General features: G+C 71.8%; 20 protein-coding genes and 1 pseudogene. 10 read left to right on the top strand and 11 right to left on the bottom strand.

Features of this window, described 5'->3' with window-relative positions; translation table 11 throughout:
• A pseudogene (locus CA983_RS13960) lies at nucleotides 1-409 on the top strand (hypothetical protein); the annotation flags it as partial.
• A gap of 39 nt (nucleotides 410-448) precedes the next feature.
• On the opposite strand, the gene CA983_RS13965 reads toward CA983_RS13960, so the two are convergent.
• Nucleotides 449-1,948 (bottom strand): SCO1417 family PLP biosynthesis transcription factor, encoded by a 1,500-nt coding sequence (locus CA983_RS13965; RefSeq protein ID WP_086601211.1) that lies wholly within the window; start codon nucleotides 1,946-1,948, stop codon nucleotides 449-451.
• Nucleotides 1,949-2,049: 101 nt separating this feature from the next.
• Here CA983_RS13965 and yczE point away from each other — a divergent pair, with 101 nt between their 5' ends.
• From yczE to CA983_RS13985, 4 genes are all read left to right on the top strand, one after another.
• Nucleotides 2,050-2,703 (top strand): membrane protein YczE, encoded by a 654-nt coding sequence (yczE, locus tag CA983_RS13970; protein WP_086601212.1) that lies wholly within the window; start codon nucleotides 2,050-2,052, stop codon nucleotides 2,701-2,703.
• Nucleotides 2,700-3,467 (top strand): glycerophosphodiester phosphodiesterase family protein, encoded by a 768-nt coding sequence (locus tag CA983_RS13975; RefSeq protein WP_086601213.1) that lies wholly within the window; start codon nucleotides 2,700-2,702, stop codon nucleotides 3,465-3,467. Before yczE ends, CA983_RS13975 begins: the two co-directional genes overlap by 4 nt.
• A 48-nt stretch (nucleotides 3,468-3,515) precedes the next feature.
• Nucleotides 3,516-4,853: an MFS transporter gene (locus tag CA983_RS13980; protein WP_107500235.1), complete on the top strand. Its 1,338-nt coding sequence runs from the start codon at nucleotides 3,516-3,518 to the stop codon at nucleotides 4,851-4,853.
• A gap of 266 nt (nucleotides 4,854-5,119) precedes the next feature.
• On the top strand, nucleotides 5,120-5,494 hold the full coding sequence (locus CA983_RS13985; protein ID WP_003977404.1) for an RNA polymerase-binding protein RbpA: 375 nt from the start codon (nucleotides 5,120-5,122) through the stop codon (nucleotides 5,492-5,494).
• A gap of 190 nt (nucleotides 5,495-5,684) precedes the next feature.
• On the opposite strand, the gene fxsA is transcribed toward CA983_RS13985, so the two are convergent.
• From fxsA to CA983_RS14005, 4 genes are all read right to left on the bottom strand, one after another.
• Entirely contained in the window at nucleotides 5,685-6,260 is a 576-nt protein-coding gene (gene fxsA, locus CA983_RS13990) for an FxsA family membrane protein (RefSeq protein WP_086601214.1), read from the bottom strand.
• Between the two features lie 91 nt (nucleotides 6,261-6,351).
• Complete coding sequence (locus CA983_RS13995) at nucleotides 6,352-7,155, bottom strand: polyprenol monophosphomannose synthase (protein ID WP_086601215.1); 804 nt, start codon at nucleotides 7,153-7,155, stop codon at nucleotides 6,352-6,354.
• 534 nt (nucleotides 7,156-7,689) lie between these two features.
• The gene (locus CA983_RS14000; RefSeq protein ID WP_086601216.1) at nucleotides 7,690-9,291 is read right to left on the bottom strand and encodes an amidohydrolase; all 1,602 of its coding nucleotides are present in this window, start codon (nucleotides 9,289-9,291) and stop codon (nucleotides 7,690-7,692) included.
• Nucleotides 9,292-9,347: 56 nt separating this feature from the next.
• Entirely contained in the window at nucleotides 9,348-9,788 is a 441-nt protein-coding gene (locus tag CA983_RS14005) for an Lrp/AsnC family transcriptional regulator (RefSeq protein ID WP_010046337.1), read from the bottom strand.
• 268 nt (nucleotides 9,789-10,056) lie between these two features.
• Here CA983_RS14005 and CA983_RS14010 point away from each other — a divergent pair, with 268 nt between their 5' ends.
• The gene (locus CA983_RS14010) at nucleotides 10,057-10,491 is read left to right on the top strand and encodes a hypothetical protein (RefSeq protein ID WP_086601217.1); all 435 of its coding nucleotides are present in this window, start codon (nucleotides 10,057-10,059) and stop codon (nucleotides 10,489-10,491) included.
• A 229-nt stretch (nucleotides 10,492-10,720) separates the two neighbouring features.
• On the top strand, nucleotides 10,721-10,969 hold the full coding sequence (locus CA983_RS49515; RefSeq protein WP_086601218.1) for a hypothetical protein: 249 nt from the start codon (nucleotides 10,721-10,723) through the stop codon (nucleotides 10,967-10,969).
• Here the strand turns inward: CA983_RS49515 and CA983_RS14020 are convergent.
• Nucleotides 10,932-12,104: an acyl-CoA dehydrogenase family protein gene (locus tag CA983_RS14020; protein ID WP_086601219.1), complete on the bottom strand. Its 1,173-nt coding sequence runs from the start codon at nucleotides 12,102-12,104 to the stop codon at nucleotides 10,932-10,934. The genes CA983_RS49515 and CA983_RS14020 overlap by 38 nt on opposite strands.
• 331 nt (nucleotides 12,105-12,435) lie before the next feature.
• On the opposite strand from CA983_RS14020, the gene CA983_RS14025 reads away from it, so the two are divergent.
• Entirely contained in the window at nucleotides 12,436-13,701 is a 1,266-nt protein-coding gene (locus CA983_RS14025; protein WP_086601220.1) for a glycoside hydrolase family 18 protein, read from the top strand.
• 49 nt (nucleotides 13,702-13,750) lie between these two features.
• On the opposite strand, the gene CA983_RS14030 is transcribed toward CA983_RS14025, so the two are convergent.
• From CA983_RS14030 to CA983_RS14035, 3 genes are all read right to left on the bottom strand, one after another.
• On the bottom strand, nucleotides 13,751-14,407 hold the full coding sequence (locus CA983_RS14030; protein WP_086601221.1) for a TetR/AcrR family transcriptional regulator: 657 nt from the start codon (nucleotides 14,405-14,407) through the stop codon (nucleotides 13,751-13,753).
• A gap of 98 nt (nucleotides 14,408-14,505) precedes the next feature.
• Nucleotides 14,506-14,646: an SCO1431 family membrane protein gene (locus CA983_RS45100; RefSeq protein ID WP_107500236.1), complete on the bottom strand. Its 141-nt coding sequence runs from the start codon at nucleotides 14,644-14,646 to the stop codon at nucleotides 14,506-14,508.
• Between the two features lie 88 nt (nucleotides 14,647-14,734).
• Nucleotides 14,735-16,114, bottom strand: a complete 1,380-nt coding sequence (locus CA983_RS14035) for a peptidase C39 family protein (RefSeq protein WP_086601222.1) — start codon at nucleotides 16,112-16,114, stop codon at nucleotides 14,735-14,737.
• Nucleotides 16,115-16,309: 195 nt separating this feature from the next.
• On the opposite strand from CA983_RS14035, the gene CA983_RS14040 reads away from it, so the two are divergent.
• Together CA983_RS14040 and CA983_RS14045 are read left to right on the top strand one after the other, a co-directional pair.
• The gene (locus CA983_RS14040) at nucleotides 16,310-16,966 is read left to right on the top strand and encodes a uridine kinase family protein (protein ID WP_086601232.1); all 657 of its coding nucleotides are present in this window, start codon (nucleotides 16,310-16,312) and stop codon (nucleotides 16,964-16,966) included.
• Between the two features lie 432 nt (nucleotides 16,967-17,398).
• A complete protein-coding gene (locus tag CA983_RS14045; RefSeq protein WP_086601223.1) occupies nucleotides 17,399-19,261 on the top strand; it encodes an AAA family ATPase in 1,863 nt (620 codons plus the stop codon).
• A gap of 109 nt (nucleotides 19,262-19,370) precedes the next feature.
• Here the strand turns inward: CA983_RS14045 and CA983_RS14050 are convergent, their stop codons facing one another.
• Together CA983_RS14050 and CA983_RS14055 are read right to left on the bottom strand one after the other, a co-directional pair.
• Complete coding sequence (locus CA983_RS14050; RefSeq protein ID WP_086601224.1) at nucleotides 19,371-20,447, bottom strand: hemolysin family protein; 1,077 nt, start codon at nucleotides 20,445-20,447, stop codon at nucleotides 19,371-19,373.
• On the bottom strand, nucleotides 20,444-21,775 hold the full coding sequence (locus CA983_RS14055) for a hemolysin family protein (protein ID WP_086601225.1): 1,332 nt from the start codon (nucleotides 21,773-21,775) through the stop codon (nucleotides 20,444-20,446). The genes CA983_RS14050 and CA983_RS14055 overlap by 4 nt, the downstream gene beginning before the upstream one ends.
• Nucleotides 21,776-21,791 lie beyond the last annotated feature (16 nt).

Consider the following 21,791-nt stretch of genomic DNA (forward strand, 5'->3'; position numbering starts at 1 on the left):
CCCGCACACCACCCCCGTCGACCAGGTCCCACCCGGCCGCGGGTACGCCCGCCTTGGAACGGGCCCGGTCCACCGCCTCCAGGTCCCGGCCACACCCAACCCCTACGACGACGCCACCTCCGACGCCCACCGCCAGGCGGTACTGGACCTCCTCCCGCCCCGCACGACACCGGCGGACGGGGAGACGGTGCCAGATCCGGACCCGGCACACGGGGAAGCGGAGCCGGTCGAACCCCGGACGGAGCCGGTGCCGGAGCCCGAGCCCGAGCCCGAGCCGGTGGCACCCGAGCCCGTACCGGTACTGACGGAACCGACGGAACCGACGGAACGAAAGCCGGTACCCGTACTGACGGAACCGACGGAACGAAAGCCCGTACCGGTACTGACGAACCCCACGAAGACGTCCTAGCCGCGGTCACCCGAACGGGCCGGCCGCGGCAATCGCGGGCTACGCCACGAACGTACGCGGCGATTCGCCGGCCCCCACGCCTCCGTCCTCCACGATCCGCGCCGCCGCGGCCAGCCGCGCGGCCGCCTCCTCAGCCACCGCACCCCCCACGGTAAACGGCAACCGCACATACCCCTCGAACGCCCCGTCCACCCCGAACCGCGGCCCGGACGGCACCCGCACGCCCACCCGCTCCCCGGCCTCCGCGAGCCGCGACCCGGACAGACCGCCCGTGCGCACCCACAGCGTCAGCCCACCCCGCGGCACCTCGAACTCCCAATCGGGCAACTCGCGCCGCACCGCCGCCACGATCTCGTCCCGGTTCTGCCGCGCCTGCTCTCGCCGCACCTCCACGGCCTGCTCCCAGCCGTCCGTGCCGAACAGCCAGTTGACGGCCAGCTGCTCCAGCACCGGCGTACCGAGATCCGCGTACGCCCGCGCCGCGACCAGGCTGCGGATCACGTCCGGCGCGGCCCGCACCCAGCCGATGCGCATCCCGGCCCAGAAGGCCTTGCTCGCCGACCCCACGGTGATCACCGTCGACCCGGCCGGGTCGAAGGCACACACCGGCCGCGGCATCCGCACGTCCGGGTCGAGCCACAGCTCGGTCATCGTCTCGTCGGCTATCAGCACGGTCCCCGCGGACCTGGCCGCGTCGACCAGCCGCCGCCGCTGATCCTCGTCGGCGAGCGCACCGGTCGGGTTGTGGAAGTCGGCGACGACGTACGCGATCCGGGGCGCGGCGTCCCGCAGGACCTGCCGCCAGCGGTCCATGTCCCATCCGGCGAGCCCCTCGGCCATCGCGACGGGCACGAGCCGGGCCCCGGCCTCCCGCATCAGCTGAAGGATGTTGGCGTACGAGGGCGACTCGACGGCGATGCGCTCGCCCCGCCCGGCGAACAGATGGCAGATCGCGTCGATCGCGCCCATCGCCCCAGTCGTCACCATGATCTGCTCGGGCATGGTCGGGATCCCGCGCGCGGTGTAGCGCTCGGCGATCATCGACCGCAGCGCGGGCAGCCCGGCGGGATAGTCGCCGTGCGTGTGCGCGTACGGCGGGAGTTCCTCCAGCGCGCCCTGCACGGCCCGGGTGAGCCATGGCTCGGGGGCCGGAAGCGCCGCACAGCCCAGGTCGATCATCGAGCCGAGGGCCTCGGGCGGCAGGGGTTCCAGGCCGCGCGCGGGCAGCGGGTTCCCGGCCGGTACGGCGGTCCAGCTGCCCGCCCCGCGCCGGGACTCCAGGAAGCCCTCGCTGCGCAGCGCCTCGTACGCGGCGGCGACCGTCGTGCGGCTGACGGACAGGGAGAGGGCGAGTTCCCGCTCGGCGGGCAGCCGGGCGGCCACCGGGACCCGCCCTTCGAGCACCAGCAGACGGATGCCGTCGGCGAGCGCGCGGTAGGCGGGCGGCCGGCGCGTGCCGGGCCCCGCCGGGCGGTCCTGCTGGGAGTTGAGCAACCGTGCGAGCTGCGCCGCACCCACGGCCGAGGTCCACTGCGCCATGAGAATCAGTCCACCTTCCCCGGATTGGCCATGGATGGCATCTCCGTCCAAGCCACAGGGTGTCATGCAGCAGGCCACTACCACCACAGGGGGGGCACATCATGGCCACACAGGGGCGTCTGGTCCGACGACTGACGCAGCTCTACGCCGGTCTCGCGCTGTACGGGGCGAGTTCGGCGCTGCTCGTCAGGTCGGGGCTCGGGCTGGAGCCGTGGAACGTGCTGCACCAGGGCCTCGCCGAGCGGACCGGTCTGTCGATCGGCGTCATGCTGACCATCGTGGGCGCCGCGGTGCTGCTCGCGTGGATCCCGCTGCGCCAGCGGCCGGGCCTGGGCACCGTCTCCAATGTGCTGGTCATCGGCATGGCGATGGACGCGACACTGGCCCTGGTGCCCGACGCTCACGGCTGGACGCTCCGCGTGGGGCTGATGGTGGCGGGGATCGTCCTGAACGGCGCGGCGACCGGCCTGTACATCGCGGCGCGTTTCGGCCCGGGCCCGCGCGACGGCCTGATGACGGGACTGCACCAGCGCACGGGGGTCTCGATCCGCCTGGTGCGCACGGTCATCGAGTTCACGGTCGTGGCGACCGGTTTCGCCCTGGGCGGCACCGTCGGCTTCGGCACCCTCCTGTACGCGGTGGCGATCGGCCCGCTCGCCCAGCTCTTCCTGCGTGTGTTCGCCGTCCCCTCGGCATCCGGCGGCAGCGCAGTCGTTGCCATCGGTCAACCCCGAGGAGCGATACTGCGTCCGTGACCCCGCGGATACGCCACCCCTATCTCGACCATCCCGGCCCGATCGCCTTCGCCCACCGGGGCGGGGCCGCGGACGGCCTGGAGAACACCGCGCGGCAGTTCCGGTGCGCCGTCGAGGCGGGTTACCGGTACATCGAGACCGACGTCCACGCCACCCGGGACGGCAAGCTCGTCGCCTTCCACGACGCGACCCTGGACCGGGTGACGGACGGCGCGGGCCGGATCGCCGACCTTCCGTGGCAGGAGGTGCGCCACGCGCGCGTGGCGGGCCAGGAACCGGTGCCGCTCTTCGAGGAACTCCTGGAGACGTTCCCCGATGTGCGGTGGAACGTCGACGTCAAGGCGGAGGCCGCCCTGATGCCCTTCCTCGACCTGGTCGGCCGGACGAACGCCTGGGACCGGATCTGCCTCGGCTCGTTCTCCGAGGCCCGCGTGGTGCGCGCCCAGCGGCTGGCCGGCCCGCGCCTGGCCACCTCGTACGGCACCCGTGGCGTGCTCAACCTGCGGCTGCGCTCCTGGGGGCTGCCCGCGGCGGTGCGCCGCTCGGCGGTCGCCGCCCAGGTCCCCGAGATCCAGTCCGGCATCCAGGTCGTGGACCACCGCTTCCTCCGCGCCGCCCACGCGCGCGGCCTCCAGGTGCACGTGTGGACCGTCAACGACCCCGAGAGCATGCACCGGCTTCTGGACCTCGGCGTGGATGGCATCATGACCGATCACATCGACACGTTGCGCAAGGTCATGGAGGACCGCGGCGTCTGGATCTGAGACCCCGGCCCGGCGCCCCTGCGCGTTCACGGGGAAGCGAGGGCACGGGTGGGCACCGACACCGTGCGGACAGCGCCGGCCGAGGATCTCAAACGCGAGCAGCGCGGCTGGTACTTCTACGACTGGGCGTGCTCCGTCTACTCGACGAGCGTGCTCACCGTCTTCCTCGGTCCGTATCTGACATCGGTCGCCGAGTCGGCGGCCGACGCCGACGGGTACGTCCACCCCCTCGGGATCCCGGTGCGCGCCGGGTCCTTCTTCGCGTACTCGGTGTCCCTGTCGGTGATCGTGGCCGTGCTGGTGATGCCGCTCGTGGGCGCCGCCGCCGACCGCACCGGCCGCAAGAAGCCCCTCCTCGCGGCCGCCGCCTACCTGGGAGCCACGGCCACGACGGCCATGTTCTTCCTGGACGGCGACCGCTACCTGCTCGGCGGGGCGCTCCTGATCGTCGCCAACGCGGCGCAGTCGGTGGCGATGATGCTCTACAACTCCTACCTGCCGCAGATCGCCCCGCCCGAGCAGCGGGACGCGGTCTCCTCCCGCGGCTGGGCCTTCGGCTACGCGGCGGGCTCGCTGGTCCTCGTCGTCAACCTGGTCCTCTACACGGGGCACGACAGCTTCGGCGTCTCCGAGAGCACGGCGGTCCGCATCTGCCTGGCGTCGGCCGGTCTGTGGTGGGGCGCGTTCGCCCTGATCCCGCTCCGGAGGCTGCGCGATCGCGGGTCCGCCACGCGGGAGGCGGCCCTGCCCGGGTTCCGGCAGCTCGCGGCGACCGTCCGCGACATGCGCCGCCACCCGCTGACCCTCGCCTTCCTGCTCGCGTACCTCGTCTACAACGACGGCATCCAGACGGTGATCTCCCAGGCCTCGGTCTACGGCTCCGAGGAACTCGGCCTCGGGCAGTCCACCCTGATCGGCGCCATCCTGCTCGTGCAGGTGCTGGCGGTGGCGGGCGCGCTGACGATGGGCCGGCTGGCCCGGGCCTACGGGGCCAAACGCACGATCCTCGGCTCGCTGGTCGCCTGGACGCTGACGCTGGCGGCCGGGTACTTCCTGCCCGCCGGTGCGCCGGTGTGGTTCTTCGTCCTGGCCGCCGGCATCGGCCTGGTCCTCGGCGGCAGCCAGGCGCTGTCCCGGTCCCTGTTCTCCCATCTCGTCCCGCCCGGCAAAGAGGCCGAATACTTCTCCGCGTACGAGATGAGCGACCGCGGAATGAGCTGGCTCGGGCCGCTGCTGTTCGGGCTCACCTATCAGCTGACCGGGAGTTACCGGGACGCGATCATCTCGCTGGTGGGCTTCTTCGTCATCGGGTTCGCCCTGCTGGCGCGCGTTCCGGTGCGGCGTGCGATCGAAGAAGCGGGGAACCCGGTTCCGGACAGGATTTAGTACTCGGCGCGAAAGGGCTGTAGTGTACGCGTTTGGCCTGCCAGGCGTACCGTTACTGCGCGTCAAAGATGCCGAAACGCTGGGTTACATCTGCTAGCAGATGTGACAAACCGGGCGCTGGTGGGTACAACAAGGGCGGCTACGACGGCGACGCATGACCCGGAACGCGACTCGGAACGGGAATCTTTACCGCCGACCGGACGTTGACCGGATGACGACGACAGCGACACCTGTCCTGTGGGCGACAAGCCCGGGAGGCACGATTCATGAGTGAGCGAGCTCTTCGCGGCACGCGCCTCGTGGTGACCAGCTACGAGACGGACCGCGGCATCGACCTGGCCCCGCGCCAGGCCGTGGAGTACGCATGCGAGAAGGGGCACCGGTTTGAGATGCCCTTCTCGGTCGAGGCGGAGATCCCGCCGGAGTGGGAGTGCAAGGTCTGCGGGGCCCAGGCACTCCTCGTGGACGGCGACGGCCCGGAAGAGAAGAAGGCCAAGCCCGCGCGTACGCATTGGGACATGCTGATGGAGCGGCGCACCCGTGAGGAGCTCGAAGAGGTCCTCGAGGAGCGCCTGGCGGTTCTGCGCTCCGGTGCGATGAACATCGCGGTTCATCCCCGAGACAGCCGCAAGTCGGCGTAAGTCCCTCCGGGGTCTGGCCGAAAGTTAACAGCGCGTCAAGGACCGCGGACGCCGTACGTGAAGTGCGGCGCCCGCGGTTTTTGTCGTGCGCTCCTGCGACTACGCCGCCCTGCGGCCTCTGTCAGTGCGACCACACCCCTGTGGCCTCTGCCAGTGCGCAGTGCTGCAATGCGCCCGGATGCCGGGACCCTCAGTGCGTCAGCGGCGGGCGCGGTCCCTGTGGTGTGTCGCCCGGCTCGTCCCTGATGACCTCGCCCTGGACGACCTTGCCGTCGGGGCGGTGCATGCGGGCCTGCTGGAAGGCGCCGCCCAGGGTGCCCGGGTCGGCCTCGCGGAGCTTGCGCTCGAAGGTGCGCTCGGCGGAGCGGCTCACGGCCTTCTGGACCGGGGGCAGCAGCAGAAGCAGGCCCACCGCGTCCGACACCAGGCCGGGGATCATCAGCAGCAGTCCGCCCAGCATCATCAGACCGTTGCCCTCGCTGTTCGGCCGGGCCGCCGCGGGCATCACGCCGCTCTGCTGCTGTTGCAGCGCCTCGGAGAGCTTGCGGAAGGCCCGCCGGCCGGCCCGCTTGATGACGACCGAGCCGAGGATGAAGCCCGCCACCAGGACGAGGAAGACCACCAGCCCGCTCGACGCCCCCGCGACCATCGTGAGCAGCCAGATCTCCAGCACGAGCCACGCGGCGATGCCCAGCGGCAGCAACGTGCGCAGCCGGGAGCGCCGAGGCCGGGCGGGATACGTGGGGGTCTGAGCGCCAGTCGTCATGCTTCCAGTGTGCCTGGACCCGGCTCAGCACGGGATAAGGCCGCGATCAGCTGTTCCTGTGAGCGGCGCGCCCGGAAGCCGCCCGGTCGGGTTACGGCTTCGACGGCTTGCCGCCGCGGCCCGTGACCTTCCCGACCCGCTCCCCGACGCCCCACGCCGTGACCCGCCACAGTGCCTCGACGAGGATGTCGCGGCTCATCTTGGAGTCGCCGTGCTCGCGCTCGACGAAGGTGATGGGCACCTCCACGACGTGGTAGCCGGCCCTGACCGCGCGGCGGGCGAGGTCGACCTGGAAGCAGTAGCCCTGGGAGGCGACCTCGTCGAGGCCGAGACCCTCCAGGGTCTCGCGGCGGAAGGCGCGGTAGCCGCCGGTGATGTCGCGCAGCGGCAGATCGAGCGCCAGCCGGGAGTAGAGGCTGCCGCCCCGGGAGATCACCTCGCGGGACTTCGGCCAGTTCACCACCCGGCCGCCGGGCACCCAGCGCGAGCCGAGCACCAGATCGGCGCTCTTCAGGGCGGTGAGCAGACGGGGCAGTTCCTCGGGCTGGTGGGAGCCGTCGGCGTCCATCTCGATCAGCACGCCGTAGTCGCGCTCCAGGCCCCAGCGGAAGCCCGCGAGGTAGGCGGCGCCCAGGCCCTCCTTGCCCTTGCGGTGCAGCACGTGGACGTGGTCGTCGTCGACGGTCAGCTCGTCGGCCAGCTTGCCGGTGCCGTCCGGGCTGTTGTCGTCGGCCACGAGTACGTGCGCCTCGGGGACGGCCTCGCGTACCCGGCCGACGATGCTCTTGATGTTCTCCGCCTCGTTGTAGGTCGGGATGATCACCAAGGCCGTGCCGAGCGGGCCGAACTTCCTCCCCTGGGCTCCTGCCGCGAGGGTTCCGTCGCCGTCGTTCACTGATGCCCCTTCATGTCCGTACGCAGGGATCCACCATAGTGGGCCCGGCCTGCGATGACGTGACAGGACGTTCGAATGGTGGTGTCGAATCCGCAAGACGCGGGTAAGAATGCGCCTTCGGGTGGGAGCGTACGGCGGATGGGGGCCCGGTGCCCTTCGGGCCGACCTGGGATCCGCTGGCTGCGGATCGACCGAAAGCCGTTGTCTACTGAGCTCCCGGGCCCCACCCGGGTCACACCTCCCCGACCGGCCGGAACGCTGCCTCGGCGCCGTGCCGGCCTGAGCCTGGCTCCCAGTGGCGGTGCCCCGGTGCGGCACACCGTCCCTGACCCGGCGGCGCTGCGGCGAGTGCGCGGACGTTCCCCGGTCGGGCGTCCGGCGGTGGACTCGGCCGAACCTACCGGCCTCCTGCGGCCGCCTGTCAACAGCCGTTTGACCTGCGCATATCCCGGCAAAGCCCTGGTCAGCGCGGAGGATGCGCAGGTCGCGCGACGGGGGCGCGGCGCACGATCGCCCGCGCGCCACCCCCGTAGATCACTCGCCCGGCCGTACGAAGACCGAGCGTCCCCCCACCACGGTGCGCAGACAGACGGGCAGGTCGTGGCCAGGGGTCAGATCGGGCAGGCCGGGGGTGCCGGAGCGGGGGTCCGTGGACCAGCGGGCGACCCGGTCGTCCGGGGCTTGGACCACGAGTTCGCCGGTGCGCCACACCGCGTAGTCGGCGGGCGCACCCGGAGCCAGAACGCCCGCGTCGTCGCGTCCGACGGCCCGCCATCCGCCGCGCGTGTGCGCCGTGAACGCGGCGCGCAYGGAGACGCGGTGCTCCGGCGTGCGGTGGAAGGCGGCGGCTCGCACCGTGCCCCAGGGGTCGAGGGGGGTGACGGGGCTGTCGGAGCCGAAGGCGAGCGGCACGCCGGCGCGCAGCAGCGCCGCGTAGGGGTTCAGCGCACGCGCCCGCTCGACCCCGAGCCGCTGTGCGTACATGCCGTCCTCGCCACCCCACAGGGCGTCGAAGGCGGGCTGGACGGAGGCGGTGAGACCGAGCTCGGCGAAGGCCGCGACGGCCTCGGGCGTGAGCATCTCGGCGTGCTCGACCCGGTGGCGGGCGGCCCGGACCCGGGCGAGACCGACCTTCTCGGCGGCGGCCCGCACACCCTCGACCACGCAGTCCACGGCCGCGTCGCCGATGGCGTGGAAGCCGGCCTGGAGGCCCGCCTCCGTACAGGCCACGACGTGGGCGGCGACGGCGGCGGTGTCCAGGTAGGCCCGGCCGGTGTGGCCGGCGTCGGCGTACGGCTGGTGCAGGCAGGCCGTGTGCGAGCCGAGGGAGCCGTCGACGAACAGGTCGCCCGCGGCGCCGGTCGCGCCCAGCTCCCGGGCCTTGGCGACGTCCTCCTCGGCCCAGTAGCCGACGACGCGCGGACCGGGCTCCTCGGCGGCGAGGCGCAGCAGGCCGGTGAAGTCGTCCTCGCAGGAGATCTCAGGGCCGCCGCACTCGTGGATCGTGCCGATGCCGAGCGAGGCGGCGTGCGCGAGGGCGGCGCGCTGGGCGTCGGTGCGCTGCCGGGGCGTCACGGCCGCGAACGCGGCGGCGCGGACGGCGTGGTGGGCGTCGGCGGTGAGCGGTCCGTCCTCGCGGGGGGCGTCGGGGACCAGGTCGAGCAGGGCCGTCGTGACGACCGCCGAGTGGACGTCGATCCGGCTGAGGTAGAGGGGCCGGTGGCCGGTGGCCTCGTCGAGTTCGGCGCGCGTCGGGGGACGGCCGCCGGGCCAGCGGGCGGTGTCCCAGCCGTGTCCGAGCAGCACACGGTCCTCCGGACGCGCGGCGGCGAAGTCCCGTACGAGGGCGAGGGCGGCTTCCAGGGAGGGAGCGGTCGACAGGTCGAGCCCGGTCAGGGCGAGACCGGTGGCCGTGGTGTGCACATGCGCGTCCGTGAACGCGGGGGTGACCAGCGCTCCGTCGAGATCGACTACCTCGTCGACCCCGTCCGCGAAGGCGTCGGCGGCACCCTCGGAACCGACCCAGGCGACCTGCCCTCGCTCGACGACCATCGCGGTGGCGAACGGATCAGCAGGGCTGTGGACCTCTCCGCGACGGAGAAGAACGGTCTGGGGCGGCGTACTGGACTCACTCATGGAGCACAGTTTCACAGGCCTCGCTTCCACGCCCAGGGAAGGGGTGGAACCACCGGTCAGATCCTGGGCGGCCGCGCCTCGTACGGCGTGGACAGCACCACCGTCGTCCGCGTGGACACCCCGGCCAACGACCGCACCCGCGCGAGCAGTTCCTCCAGCTCGTGCGGTGTCGCGACCCGCACCTTGAGGATGTAGTTCTCGTCGCCGGCGACGCTGTGGCACGCCTCGATCTCGGGCACGTCCGCGAGGCGGTCCGCGATGTCGTCGGGCGCGCTGGGGTCGAAGGGCTTGACCGAGATGAACGCGGTCATGGGCAGACCGACGGCCTCCGGGTCGACGACCGCGGCATAACCGCGGATGACGCCACGCTGTTCCAGCCGGCGCACCCGCTGGTGCACGGCCGACGTGGACAGGCCCGTGGCCTTGCCCAGGTCGGTGTAGCTCATCCGCCCGTCCTTGACGAGCAGCTGCACGATCTGTCGGTCCAGCTCCTCCATGGCGCAAGAACCTACAGTGCGGTTGATCTCCTCGGATACCAGAGCGGCCCGGGCCATGACCGGTTCGTGATCTGGCCGGCGGCGACCGTCAGCCGTCCGGGGGACAAACCCACCGCAGTGGGCACCTGCGTGCGGCATGTGACGAACGCCACAGGGCTCGAACAGTCTCCGTAATGTTCTCGTGATTACCGCCCAGGGGGGACGGGAAGTGCTTGCTGTGGTCGAGGCCGCAGTGCCTGATACGGCCCAGCCCGAGGGGGAGAACCCAATGCAGAGTCTTAAGCGCCCAGGTCGCACCGCACCCAAGCGGCAGCAGCTCGTCGTCGAGCCCGAGCCGGAGGGCGTCGAACCCGACACCTTCGACGACGAACTCGACGCCTACGACACCTTCGAGATGTTCCGGGTCGTCTGCCCGGACTGCGCACAGCCAATCGCCCTGCTGGCGGATGAGGAGGTGCTGCCGGAGCACGCGCTGTGCGCCTCGCCGTGGAACCCGTTCGGACTCACGGTCTGCGCCGGCACCGGCCGCCGGGCCACGGACGCCCGCCCCGCGGACGAGTCCGTCGAACCTCAGGAGCAGGACACCGCCCTGCTGTTGACGCTCCCTCAGGGACTCGACTGGCGGACGCAGCCCTTCTCGCACGTCGGCGGCCCGGGCTCACGCCCCATCAGGGTCCCCGTCATGCGCCGCCAAGCGGCCTGAGCGCGGGCCTTCTTCGCCCGCTCGCTCCATCCCAGTGACTGCCCCGCACCACGGCTCACAGTCTGCCGTGGTGCGGGATCAGTGCGTCCGGGTCCAGGTCACCACCGGACGCGAATCCTGGCGCAGCAACACCCTTACCGGACGCGAATCCGGGCCCAGCAACACCCTTGAACGCACGCCCGATTCCGCCCGCGGGTGACCTGTCCGGCCTCTTCCGCGTTGCCCTGGTATGACCCCCATCTCCTCAGCGACCGGGCGTCAACGCCTCCTGTTCGTCCCGCCGCCCGCAGAATCGGTTCGGCCGACCGCGCCGCGCTATCAGGACCCGCCGATCTACCGCGACCTGATGCGGGCCTGGGCCGAGCGCGGCCGCACTCTTCCGGGCCGGCACGACCCGGAGTGGATGCGGCTCGCGGCGCCCTGGCGCGGCCTCGACCAGTTCAGCGTCCCCCTGGACCCACGAGATGGCGGGCGATGACCATCCGCTGGATCTGGTTGGTGCCCTCGACGATCTGGAGCACCTTCGCCTCGCGCATGTAGCGCTCCGCCGGGAAGTCCGCGGTGTAGCCGTAGCCGCCGAGGATCTGCACGGCGTCGGTGGTGACCCGCATCGCCGTGTCGGTGCAGTGCAGCTTGGCCATGGCCGCCTGCATGGCGAACGGCCGGCCCGCGTCCCGCAGCCGCGCCGCCGCCAGGTAGAGCGCCCGGCCCGCCTCGATCTGCGTCGCCATGTCGGCGAGCATGAAGCGCAGCCCCTGGAAGTCGGCGATCGGCTTGCCGAACTGGCGCCTCTCCGTGGCGTACGCCAGCGCCTGATCGAGCGCCGCCTGCGCCACGCCGATCGCGCACGCCGCGATGCCGAGCCGCCCCGAGTCGAGCGCGGACAGGGCGATCGCGAGGCCCTGCCCCTCCTCGCCGATACGCCGGTCGTCACCGACGCGTACGCCGTCGAAGTGGACCTGGGCGGTGGGCGAGCCCTTCATGCCCATCTTCTTCTCGGGGGGCGCGGCGCCGAGCCCCGGCGCGTCGCCGGGCACCAGGAACGCGGTGATGCCGCGCGGGCCCTCCTCGCCGGTGCGCGCCATGACCGTGTAGAAGTCGGCGATCCCACCGTGCGTGATCCAGGCCTTGGTGCCGGTGATCACCCAGGCGTCGCCGTCGCGCACCGCCTTGGTGCGCAGGGCGGCCGCGTCGGAGCCGGAGTGCGGCTCGGAGAGGCAGTAGGCGCCGAGCATGCCGCCGCCGAGCATCGCGGGCAGGTGCTCGACCTGCTGCTCCTTGGTGCCGTAGGCGGCGAGCGCGTAGGAGGCCAGGGAGTGCACGCTCACGCCGAGGCCGACGGTGAGACGGGCCGCTGCGAGCTCTTCGAGGACCTGGAGGTAGACCTCGTACGGCTGGTCGCCACCGCCGTACTCGGAGTCGTACGGCAGGCCGAGCAGGCCGGAGCGGGAGAGGAGGGTGAACAGCTCGCGCGGGAAGCGGCCGGCGTCCTCCTCCTCGGCCGCCTTCGGGACGATCTCCTGCTGCGCGATGTCGCGGACGAGCGAGATCAGGTCCCGGGCCTCCTCCGTGGGCAGTTGCCGGTCCACCGGCTGCGGGGCGCGGTCGGGCATGGCGACGCTCTCCTCCCTGTCGGGCACTGGCGGGCGGGCCCGTGGGTGGGGGCGGCGCCGCCGGGTCGTTCTGGTGCCTGGCCGATGCTTGCAGTCCCGGGTCTCGGAAGCTGCTGACCAGCGGCTCTGCGCTGTGAGTATGCCCGATCGGAGGCATCCCGTCACCAGTTAACGACCGCTTACTTCAAGAAATACACGAGTGCGCCCCGGCGAGCGAAATTGGTCCGAACCATTGACCGGACTGGTCTAGTCCTTCTACTGTTTCGCTCCACCGATTCACCGCGTTCATGCCAATCGGCGCGCGTTCCCTCTCCCCATGAGGAGACACCGGATGCAGACCCCCCACCGCTCCCGCTTCCGGGCCATCGTGTCCGCGGCCTGTTGCGCCGTCCTCGGCGCCGGTCTGCTGGCCGGCGCGGGCGCCTCCGCCACCGCGGCGACCTCGGCTCAGGAGGCCGCCGCCGACACCGAGGCCGCTCCCCGGACAAAGGCCGCCGGCTCCAAGATCATCGGGTACTTCACAGAATGGGGCACCTACGACCGCAAGTACTACGTCAAGAACATCGAGACGTCCGGCTCGGCAGCCAGGCTCACGCACATCAACTACGCCTTCGGCAACGTCACGGGCGGCAAGTGCGCGATGGGCGACGCCTATGCCGCCACCGACCGGGCCTACACGGCCGCCGAGTCCGTCGACGGCAAGGCCGACACCTGGGACCAGCCGCTGCGCGGCAACTTCAACCAGCTGCGGGAGCTGAAGCGGAAGCACCCGAACCTCAAGGTCCTGTGGTCCTTCGGCGGCTGGACCTGGTCGGCCGGCTTCGGCGAGGCCGCGAAGAACCCGGCCGCCTTCGCCCAGTCCTGCTACGACCTGGTCGAGAACTCCCAGTGGGCCGACGTCTTCGACGGCATCGACATCGACTGGGAGTACCCGAACGCCTGCGGCGCCACCTGCGACACCAGCGGCAAGGCGGCCTTCAGGAACCTGATGCAGGCGCTGCGCGCCAAGTTCGGTCCGAAGAACCTGGTCACCGCGGCGATCACCGCTGACGCCACCCCGGGCGGCAAGATCGACGCGGCGGACTACGCGGGCGCGGCCCCGTACGTCGACTGGTACAACCCGATGACGTACGACTTCTTCGGCGCCTGGGACGCCGCCGGCCCGACGGCCCCGCACTCCCCGCTGACCTCGTACTCCGGCATACCGAAGGCGGACAACCACAGCTCGGCGACCATCGCGAAGCTCAAGGGCCTCGGCATCCCCGCCTCGAAGCTGCTGCTCGGCATCGGCTTCTACGGCCGCGGCTGGACCGGCGTCACCCAGTCGGCGCCCGGCGGCACCGCGACCGGCCCGGCGGCGGGCACGTACGAGCAGGGCATCGACGACTACAAGGTGCTCAAGGCCAAGTGCCCGGCGACGGGGACGGTGGCCGGCACGGCGTACGCCAAGTGCGGCAGCGACTGGTGGAGTTACGACACCCCGGCGACCATCGCGACGAAGATGAACTACAAGAACAAGCAGGGGCTGGGCGGCACGTTCTTCTGGGAGCTGAGCGGCGACACGGCGAGCGGTGAGCTGATCAAGGCCATCAAGTAGCTCTGGCGACGGGGGCGGAGGGGCCATGACGGGTCCCTCCGCCCCCGGCTCATGCGCCCTGGCGGGCGGCCTCCGGAGCCGGGTGGGCGGGGTCCAGGTCCTCGATCGCGCGCAGGGCGCCGCCGAGCCCCTTCACCAGCAGCTCGCACATGGTCGCGCGGGGCAGTTCGGGGCGGTCGATCCATTCGAGGGTGGTGCCCTCGACACCGCACACCCAGGCGAGCAGGCCCATGCGCGCCAGCGGGGTGATGTCGACGCGGCCGTACGCCCCCTCGGCGATGGTGGCGACGATGGCCGCGCGCACACCGTCACGGATGGCGTGCACCTCGGTGTCGAAGCCGACGCCGCCGCTGACGATGGTGCGGTACGCGGCCTGGTTGTGCTCGGCGTAGCGCAGATAGCTGTCGATGGTGCGCTGGACCCGGTCGACCGGGGGCAGTTCGTGTCCGCTCGCCGCCAGGGTGACCAGGTCGGTGACCGAGTCCTGGATGATGGCCAGGTAGTAGCCGCGCTTGGACTGGAAGTAGTAGTAGATCAGCCCTTTGGCGACGTGCGCCTGCCGGGCGATGTCGTCCATCGACAGGGCGTCGTAGGACGTGTCGGCGAACAACCTCCGGCCGATGGCGATGAGTTCGGCACGGCGCGCCAGCGAGCGCTCGGTGCCGCGGGCTCTGGGACGCACGGCAGGCTGTTGACTGATATTCAATTTCGACCCTGGTTCCAACGGGCGGCGAGGCGGGACATCCGCAGTATGGCAGGCCGGAGGGCCGGGTCAGGGGTCAGGTCACAGCACGCCGTGCCCGGTCACAGCAGCCCGAGCTGGGTCACGAGCATCGCGAGGACCACGACGAGGGTCCAGCCCGCGACATGCTCGACGATCTTCGGGCCGTCGTCCTGAGGGCCGCCGGTGCGGACGCGGGCTGCGGTGACTGAGTGCGCGGTCATGAGTTCTCGCTGCTTCGTGGTGCGGACGGAGTTCCCGAGGGTCCGTCCACTTTGCCATCGGGAGCGGCTTCCGTGGCCGAGAGCTTGGTCACACGCGCACGCCCACGGCTGTGAGCGCCTTGCGCTGTGCCGCGGTCGGGTGTGCCGGGAAGTAGAGGTAGCAGACGCCGCCGGTGCCGGAGACGACCTTGCCGGAGGCGTTGTACCGCTTGGTCCGCAGCCAGATGTTCTCGTACTCCCGCCGCCGGTAGACGCGCCGCACGGTCTCGTTGCTCTCCGAGGCGGGGTCGTTGGCGATCACGTCGCCGTCGGCGGTGAAGCCGATGACGGTCATGAGGTGCCCGGCGGTGCCGTACCCGGCGCCGGTCAGCTCCTCCTTCAGGAACGACTGGGAGGTGATGGCCGGGATGCCCGCCGCGATCAGCGTCTCCAGGTCGGGGAGCGAGCTGAGCCGGGTGACCACGGCCTGGAGGTCCTTGAACGTGGCCGCGTAGGCGGCGTTGAACGGCCAGTTGCCGCAGCCGGCGTACTGGTAGTCGTAGGTGAAGCGGGCCGCGTGGCACACCTGCGGATCGGCGTACGACGGATCCACCCAGGCCAGTTGCTCCGGCGTGAGCCGACCGCCCCAGTACTCGATGATCATCTGGGAGGACGTCGGGCTGCACCAGGCCTCGCCGCCGTTGTCGTACTCGGGGTACTGGCCCTTGTGGATCTCCTGCGAGTACCGCGGGACGACCAGTTCCCTGGCGAGGCCGGGCACGGACGCCGGGACGGTGAACCGGTCGGGTACGTCGGAGCCCATCGCGCCGAGCCGCCACACGGTGGGCGTGGCCTTGGTGCCGGGCTTGCGGTAGAGGGTCAGGCGCAACCGGTACGAGGCGAGGCGCAGGCCTGTCGACGGATCGTCGATCGCCAGGGTGTCGGTCCAGACGGTGCTCCTGCCGTCGCTCTGGTCGTCGACCGAGGTGCGCCGGATGTCCTGGTCACCGGCCGCCCAGCGGCCCATCACGTACCAGGGGGTGCTGGTGCCGTCGGTGTAGGCGGCCTTGATCTCCGCCTGGAGCCAGGTGCCGGCCGGGGTGCGCGCGTTCCAGGAGACGATCGCCTCCGTCGCGGGGACGGCGAGCCGGTGGGCCGGGGATGTCCAGGTGCCGTACTCCCAGCGGGCGGTGGCGCCGGTGTGCGGGTCCGTGTAGTCGGTGGTTCCGGCCGGCCTCGCGATCACCACGCCCGGGCGGGCGCCCGCGACGGCGGTGGTGCCCTTGGCGGTGCCGGCGTACCAGTCGCCGTACGAGACCCAGGCCCGGTTGTCCACGGTGTGGGCCGGGACCGCGCGGGCGGGCTCCCCGGTGTCGGTCGTCATGGGCTCCTCGGTGTCGGCGGCCGCCGGACCCGAGCCTGCCGTGACGGCGGCGGCGACCGCGGCGGCCAGGACGGTTCTGCGGGACGGCTGTTCGGCTCTGCGCATGGCGGGGACCCCCGGAAGTCGGAGTCGGGCAGGGGCGGGGCAGGTCCGTGGCACGGTCGGTCGCACCCGTGTATGCGCCACATGGGAGCACAGCCCGCCGGGTCCCGCCAGCACTTCGGCCCGCGCCACGCCCACCAATATTGGCGTCGACCACTGGCACGCACCGAGGGCGCCGTCGTTAGAGTGCTGCGCGAGATGAATCCGCCCTTCCGCCCCGCACCGGGACCCGCCGTCCGCGACCTGGCCTCCCGGATCCGCCGCCTCCCCCCTTCCTGCGGCCCGGTCCGTCTCGTCGGCGTCGACGGGCACGCCGGCTCCGGAAAGACCACGTTCGCCGAGCACTTGGCCCTGGCGCTGGGCGGCGCGCCGGTGCTGCGCCTCGACGACATCGCCACCCACGAGGAACTGTTCGGCTGGACCGGGCGCCTGCTGGACCAGGTGATCGAGCCGCTGGCCCACGGCCGGACCGCGCACTACGCCCCCTACGACTGGCGCGCCCGCCGCTTCGGTCCGCCGCGCCCCCTGCCGCCCGCTCCGGTGGTCCTCCTGGAGGGCGTCGGCGCGGGACGCCGGGCGCTGCGGCCCCACCTGGCCCTGCTGCTGTGGATGGAGCTGCCCCGTGAGGAGGCCTGGGCGCGGGGACGGTCGCGGGACGGGGAGGAACAGCGGGAGTTCTGGAACGGATGGGTACCGGCGGAACGCCGGCATTTCGCCGACGATCCCTCGCGGCCGTTCGCCGATCTCCTGGTACGACAGCGAGAGAAGGGATACGAGGTGACTCCGGGACCTGCGGGGCCTGTTGGACCGGACCAGCCTCTCACGCACGGTGACGGACCGCCCGCAGTGTGCTGAACTTGTGAAGGGCCTTGCGGGACAACTTGCCGGAGTGCTTCAACTCGGCTTGACCGGGGGCCCGTACAGGTCTTACGTTCTCAATGTGCGGCCATTCGGAGCCGCCCACAGACGCGAAGCCCCCGGTTGTTCCCCCGTGATCGGGGGCTTCGTTCTGTCTTCTTCCGGTTTTCCGGGCGCCGCGCGACGCCGAGTGCTCACCCTCGGTCACCGTACGGCAGTGCGCCGCATCCGCTCCCACCTCGCCGAACGCACCGTGCGGCACCCTACGGGGGCGCCGCCCCCGCAGGTACGATGCCCTCGTTGCGACCTACGGACGGTTGCTTCGCACACCTTGCAACTCCGGTCCGTGGCACAGCGGTTCGAGCAGGGCAGCCGGCTGGGGGACGGCTCGTTGGCATACCGACGGGGACACGGTTCGTGGGGGACGTGATGGACTTCGGCACGCAGGGCCCGCAGGCCCCGGCCGACCTCGCCTGGCTGCGAGGCGTGGACGCCTACACCATGGGCGCCTATCCGCAGGCGGAGGAGGAGTTCCGCGCCGCCGTGCGGATGGACTCCGGGATGGCCGACGGCTGGCTCGGCCTGCACGCGCTGCGCGTCGACACGACGACCGCGCTGCTCAGGATGTTCCGGCACCGGGACCGCTTCGGGGAGCAGCGCGCCCGCTACCGCCGCACCCTCAACTCCTGGTACTGGCTGGGCTGGTGGGTGCAGCCCGTGCTGGAGAGCCCCCGCGATCTGCTGCTCGCGCACGCCTCCCACTGGCTGGACGGCCGCCACGTCCCCGAGCTGGACCGCGCCCTCGCCGGGCTGCCGCCGGTGGACACCGACGCCCACGTCCGCTTCCTGCACGCCTGCCGCGCCTATCTGGTCAAGGACTGGGAGCAGCTGGTCCGCCACACCGACCCGCTCCTCGACGACCCGATGCTCGGCATCGAGGCGGGTCTGTTCGGCGGCATGGCCCGGGTCCGCCTGGAGATGTACGGGCAGGCCGAACCGCTGCTGTCCGCCGCGCTGATGCGCTGCCGCAGCGAGCAGCCCCAGCGCAAGGAGCTGCGCTACTGGCTGGCCCGGGCGCACGAGGGCACCGGCCGCAGCGCCGCCGCGCTCCCCCTGTACCGGGCCGTGCACCGCGTCGACCCGGCCTTCATGGACACCTCCGCCCGGCTCGCCGCGATCGCCGAGGGCGACGGTTACGACGACTCCACGGACCTGGCGGCGATCACGCTCACCGGCGCCGGCCAGGACGCCGTGGACGGCCCGGACGGATTCGACCCGCTCTTCGGGACCGAGGGCCGGGACCTGAGACTGCCCGATCCCGAACCGCCGGCCTCCGCTCCCCTGCCGCCGGTCACCGACCCCGCGGTGCGCTCGCGGACCGGCCCGGCGCCGTCGCTGCCCGCCGGGCCCACCGACCCGGCCTTACTCGAGGAGGCGCTCGCCGAGCTTGAGCGCATGGTCGGTCTGGAGCCGGTGAAACGCCAGGTCAAGGCGCTGTCGGCACAGCTGAACATGGCCCGGCTGCGGGCCGGGCAGGGCCTGCCGGTCCAGCCGCCCAAACGGCACTTCGTCTTCTCCGGCCCGTCCGGCACCGGCAAGACCACCGTCGCCCGCATCCTCGGCCGCGTCTTCTACGCCCTCGGCCTGCTCGGCGGCGACCATCTCGTGGAGGCGCAGCGGGCCGACCTGGTCGGCGAGTACCTCGGGCAGACGGCCGTGAAGGCCAACGAACTGATCGACTCCGCGCTCGGCGGCGTGCTCTTCGTCGACGAGGCGTACTCACTGTCCAACTCGGGCTACGGCAAGGGGGACGCCTACGGCGACGAGGCGCTCCAGGTGCTGCTGAAGCGGGCGGAGGACAACCGCGACCATCTCGTGGTGATCCTGGCCGGCTACCCCGAGGGCATGGACCGCCTCCTCGCCGCCAACCCCGGGCTGTCCTCCCGCTTCACCACCCGCGTCGACTTCCCCTCCTACCGGCCCCTCGAACTCACCGAGATCGGCAAGGTGCTCGCCGCGGAGAACGGCGACCTGTGGGACGAGGAGGCCCTCGACGAGCTGCGCTCCATCGCCGGGCACGTGGTGGACCAGGGGTGGATCGACGAGCTGGGCAACGGGCGGTTCCTGCGGACGCTGTACGAGAAGAGCTGCGCGTATCGGGATCTGCGGTTGTCCGTGTATCCAGGGGTGCTGGGGAGGGAGGATCTGGCGACGTTGCGGTTGCCGGATCTGATGCAGGCCTATGGGGAGGTGCTGTCCGGGCGGGGGCCGCAGGATCCGCCCGGACTTTAGGAACTGGCGTAGGGGCTGACGCCGGGCGGGTCCGCAGCCCGGCGGAGCGGGGTGCCGCTCTCTGTGGGACGGGTGCCGCCCCAAGCGGCACGACTGCCCGCAGCTGGGCCTACGTCGCCAGTACCTCCTCGCCCGACCTGGGCTCGGTCAGCCGCACCTCGCGCACCTCCCGATGCGCGGGATCCCGCACCTCCCCCACCAACAGCTCCAGCACATCCTCCAGCGCGACCAGCCCGATCACCTTCCCGGACGCGTCGGCCACCTGGGCCAGATGCGTCGCCGCCCGCCGCATCACCGTCAGCGCGTCGTCCAACGGCAACTCGGACCGCAGCGTCGTCATGGGCCGCCACAACTGCTGCGGCACGGCCCGGTCCGAGTGCTCCAGGTCCAGGACGTCCTTGACGTGCAGGTACCCCATGAACGCACCGTTCTCCGCGGCGACCGGGAACCGGGAGTACCCGGTGCGGGCGGTGAGCTCGACGATGCGGCCGGGGGTGACCGACGGGCTGACCGTCACCAGTGACTCCCGTGTCAGCAGGACGTCCGTCACCGGGCGGGAGCCCAGCTCCAGCGCGTCCTCCAGGCTTTCGGCCTCCTCGGGGTCGAGCAGGCCCGCCTGGCCGGCGTCCTCCACCAGCCGGTTGAGCTGCTCGCTGGTGAAGACGGCCTCGACCTCGTCCCTGGGCTCGACGTGGAAGAGCCGCAGGATGCCCTGGGAGACGGCGCCGAGGGCGGCGGTGATCGGCTTGCAGAAGCGGGCGAACCAGACCAGACCGGGGCTGAGCCACAGCGCGGCCTTCTCGGGGGCCGCCATCGCCAGGTTCTTCGGGACCATCTCGCCGATGACGAGGTGGAAGAAGACCACGGCGGCGAGGGCGATGACGTAGGTGAGCGGGTGGATCATGCCGTGCGGCAGGTGGACCCACTCGAAGACCGGCTCCAGGAGGTGCGCGACGGTCGGTTCGGCGACCGCCCCGAGGGTGAGGGAGCAGATCGTGATGCCGAACTGGGCCGCCGCCATCATCTGCGGCAGCCGTTCCAGGCCGTAGAGGACCTGCCGGGCGCGGGCCGTGCCGAGGGGTTCGATCTGGCTGCGGCGTACGGACACGAGCGCGAACTCGGCGCCGACGAAGAAACCGTTGGCGAGGACCAGAAGTGCGGCGAAGGTCAGTTGGAGCACGCTCATCGGGCTGCCTCCACCACGGCGACGGGAGCCGTTCTCACCAGCCGGACCCGCTCGGCCCGGTAGTGGCCGACCTGGCGTACGGACAGCCGCCAGCCGGGCAGTTCCGCCTTGTCGCCGACGGCCGGGATACGGCCCAGCAGGTCGGCGATCAGACCCGCGACCGTCTCGTACGGACCTTCGGGCACGTCGAGGCCTATGCGCTGGAGGATGTCGACCCGGCAGCTGCCGTCGACGTCCCAGGCGGGCCTGCCGTCCTCCGGCGGCGCGGAGGCCAGCTCGGGCAGGTCGTGTCCGTCGTGCTCGTCGCGGACCTCGCCGACGATCTCCTCGACGATGTCCTCCAGTGTGACGACACCGGCCGTGCCGCCGTACTCGTCGACGACGACCGCGATCGGCTGCTCGCTGCGCAGGCGGCCGAGCAGCGGCCGGACGGGCAGGGTCTCGGGGACGAGCAGCGCCGGGCGGGCGATGCGGCCGACGGGGGTGCGCAGCCGGTCCCGCACGGGCACCGCCAGGGCGTCCTTGAGGTGGACCATGCCGACGACCTCGTCGATCCTCTCCCGGTAGACGGGGAAGCGGGACAGGCCGGTGGCGCGGGTCAGGTTGACCACGTCCTCGGCGGTGGCCGAGGACTGCAGGGCGCTGACCTTCACGCGCGGCGTCATGACGTGCTGCGCGGTCAGCTCGCCCAGCGACAGGGTCCGGACGAAGAGATCCGCCGTGTCCTGTTCCAGGGCGCCGGCCCGGGCCGAGTGGCGGGCGAGGGAGACGAGTTCGCCGGGGGTGCGGGCGGAGGCCAGTTCCTCGGCGGGCTCGAAGCCCAGGGCGCGCACGAGCCGGTTCGCGACGGCGTTGAGACCGGCGATGACCGGCCGGAACAGCCGTGCGAAGACGTGCTGCGGGCCCGCGACGAAGCGCGCGACCTGGAGCGGCCTGGACACCGCCCAGTTCTTGGGCAGGAGCTCGCCGATCACCATCTGCACGGCGGAGGCCAGCAGCATGCCGACGACGACCGTGACACCGGAGACGGCCCCCTCGGGGACGCCGATCGAGGTGAACGGGCCGTGCAGCAGCTCGGCCAGCGCTGGTTCGGCGAGCATGCCGACGACGAGGGACGTGATGGTGATGCCCAGCTGGGTGCCGGAGAGCTGGAAGGACAGCTCCTTGAGCGACTCGACGACGCGCTGGGCGCGCCGGTCGCCCTCGGCGGCGGCCTTCTCGGCCTCCGGCCGCTCGACCGTCACGAGTCCGAACTCGGCCGCCACGAAGAATCCGTTGGCGAGAATCAGCAGGAACGCGGCTGCCAGAAGCAGCAGGGGGATGGTCATGATGCCGCCGCCTCCG

The sequence above is a fragment of the Streptomyces swartbergensis genome, assembly GCF_002148965.1.
In the GTDB taxonomy this organism is placed as follows: Bacteria; Actinomycetota; Actinomycetes; order Streptomycetales; family Streptomycetaceae; genus Streptomyces; species Streptomyces swartbergensis.

What these genes read in the sequence shown, in the direction of transcription:
- fxsA (WP_086601214.1), bottom strand. Translation starts at nt 6,260, where the DNA reads ATGACGACTGGCGCTCAGACCCCCACGTATCCCGCCCGGCCTCGGCGC.
- CA983_RS14050 (WP_086601224.1), bottom strand. Translation starts at nt 20,447, where the DNA reads ATGAGCGTGCTCCAACTGACCTTCGCCGCACTTCTGGTCCTCGCCAAC.
- CA983_RS13965 (WP_086601211.1), bottom strand. Translation starts at nt 1,948, where the DNA reads ATGGCGCAGTGGACCTCGGCCGTGGGTGCGGCGCAGCTCGCACGGTTG.
- CA983_RS14025 (WP_086601220.1), top strand. Translation starts at nt 12,436, where the DNA reads ATGCAGACCCCCCACCGCTCCCGCTTCCGGGCCATCGTGTCCGCGGCC.
- CA983_RS14035 (WP_086601222.1), bottom strand. Translation starts at nt 16,114, where the DNA reads ATGCGCAGAGCCGAACAGCCGTCCCGCAGAACCGTCCTGGCCGCCGCG.
- CA983_RS14040 (WP_086601232.1), top strand. Translation starts at nt 16,310, where the DNA reads ATGAATCCGCCCTTCCGCCCCGCACCGGGACCCGCCGTCCGCGACCTG.
- CA983_RS14010 (WP_086601217.1), top strand. Translation starts at nt 10,057, where the DNA reads ATGCAGAGTCTTAAGCGCCCAGGTCGCACCGCACCCAAGCGGCAGCAG.
- CA983_RS14020 (WP_086601219.1), bottom strand. Translation starts at nt 12,104, where the DNA reads ATGCCCGACCGCGCCCCGCAGCCGGTGGACCGGCAACTGCCCACGGAG.
- CA983_RS14055 (WP_086601225.1), bottom strand. Translation starts at nt 21,775, where the DNA reads ATGACCATCCCCCTGCTGCTTCTGGCAGCCGCGTTCCTGCTGATTCTC.
- CA983_RS14045 (WP_086601223.1), top strand. Translation starts at nt 17,399, where the DNA reads ATGGACTTCGGCACGCAGGGCCCGCAGGCCCCGGCCGACCTCGCCTGG.
- CA983_RS45100 (WP_107500236.1), bottom strand. Translation starts at nt 14,646, where the DNA reads ATGACCGCGCACTCAGTCACCGCAGCCCGCGTCCGCACCGGCGGCCCT.
- yczE (WP_086601212.1), top strand. Translation starts at nt 2,050, where the DNA reads ATGGCCACACAGGGGCGTCTGGTCCGACGACTGACGCAGCTCTACGCC.
- CA983_RS14005 (WP_010046337.1), bottom strand. Translation starts at nt 9,788, where the DNA reads ATGGAGGAGCTGGACCGACAGATCGTGCAGCTGCTCGTCAAGGACGGG.
- CA983_RS49515 (WP_086601218.1), top strand. Translation starts at nt 10,721, where the DNA reads ATGACCCCCATCTCCTCAGCGACCGGGCGTCAACGCCTCCTGTTCGTC.
- CA983_RS13985 (WP_003977404.1), top strand. Translation starts at nt 5,120, where the DNA reads ATGAGTGAGCGAGCTCTTCGCGGCACGCGCCTCGTGGTGACCAGCTAC.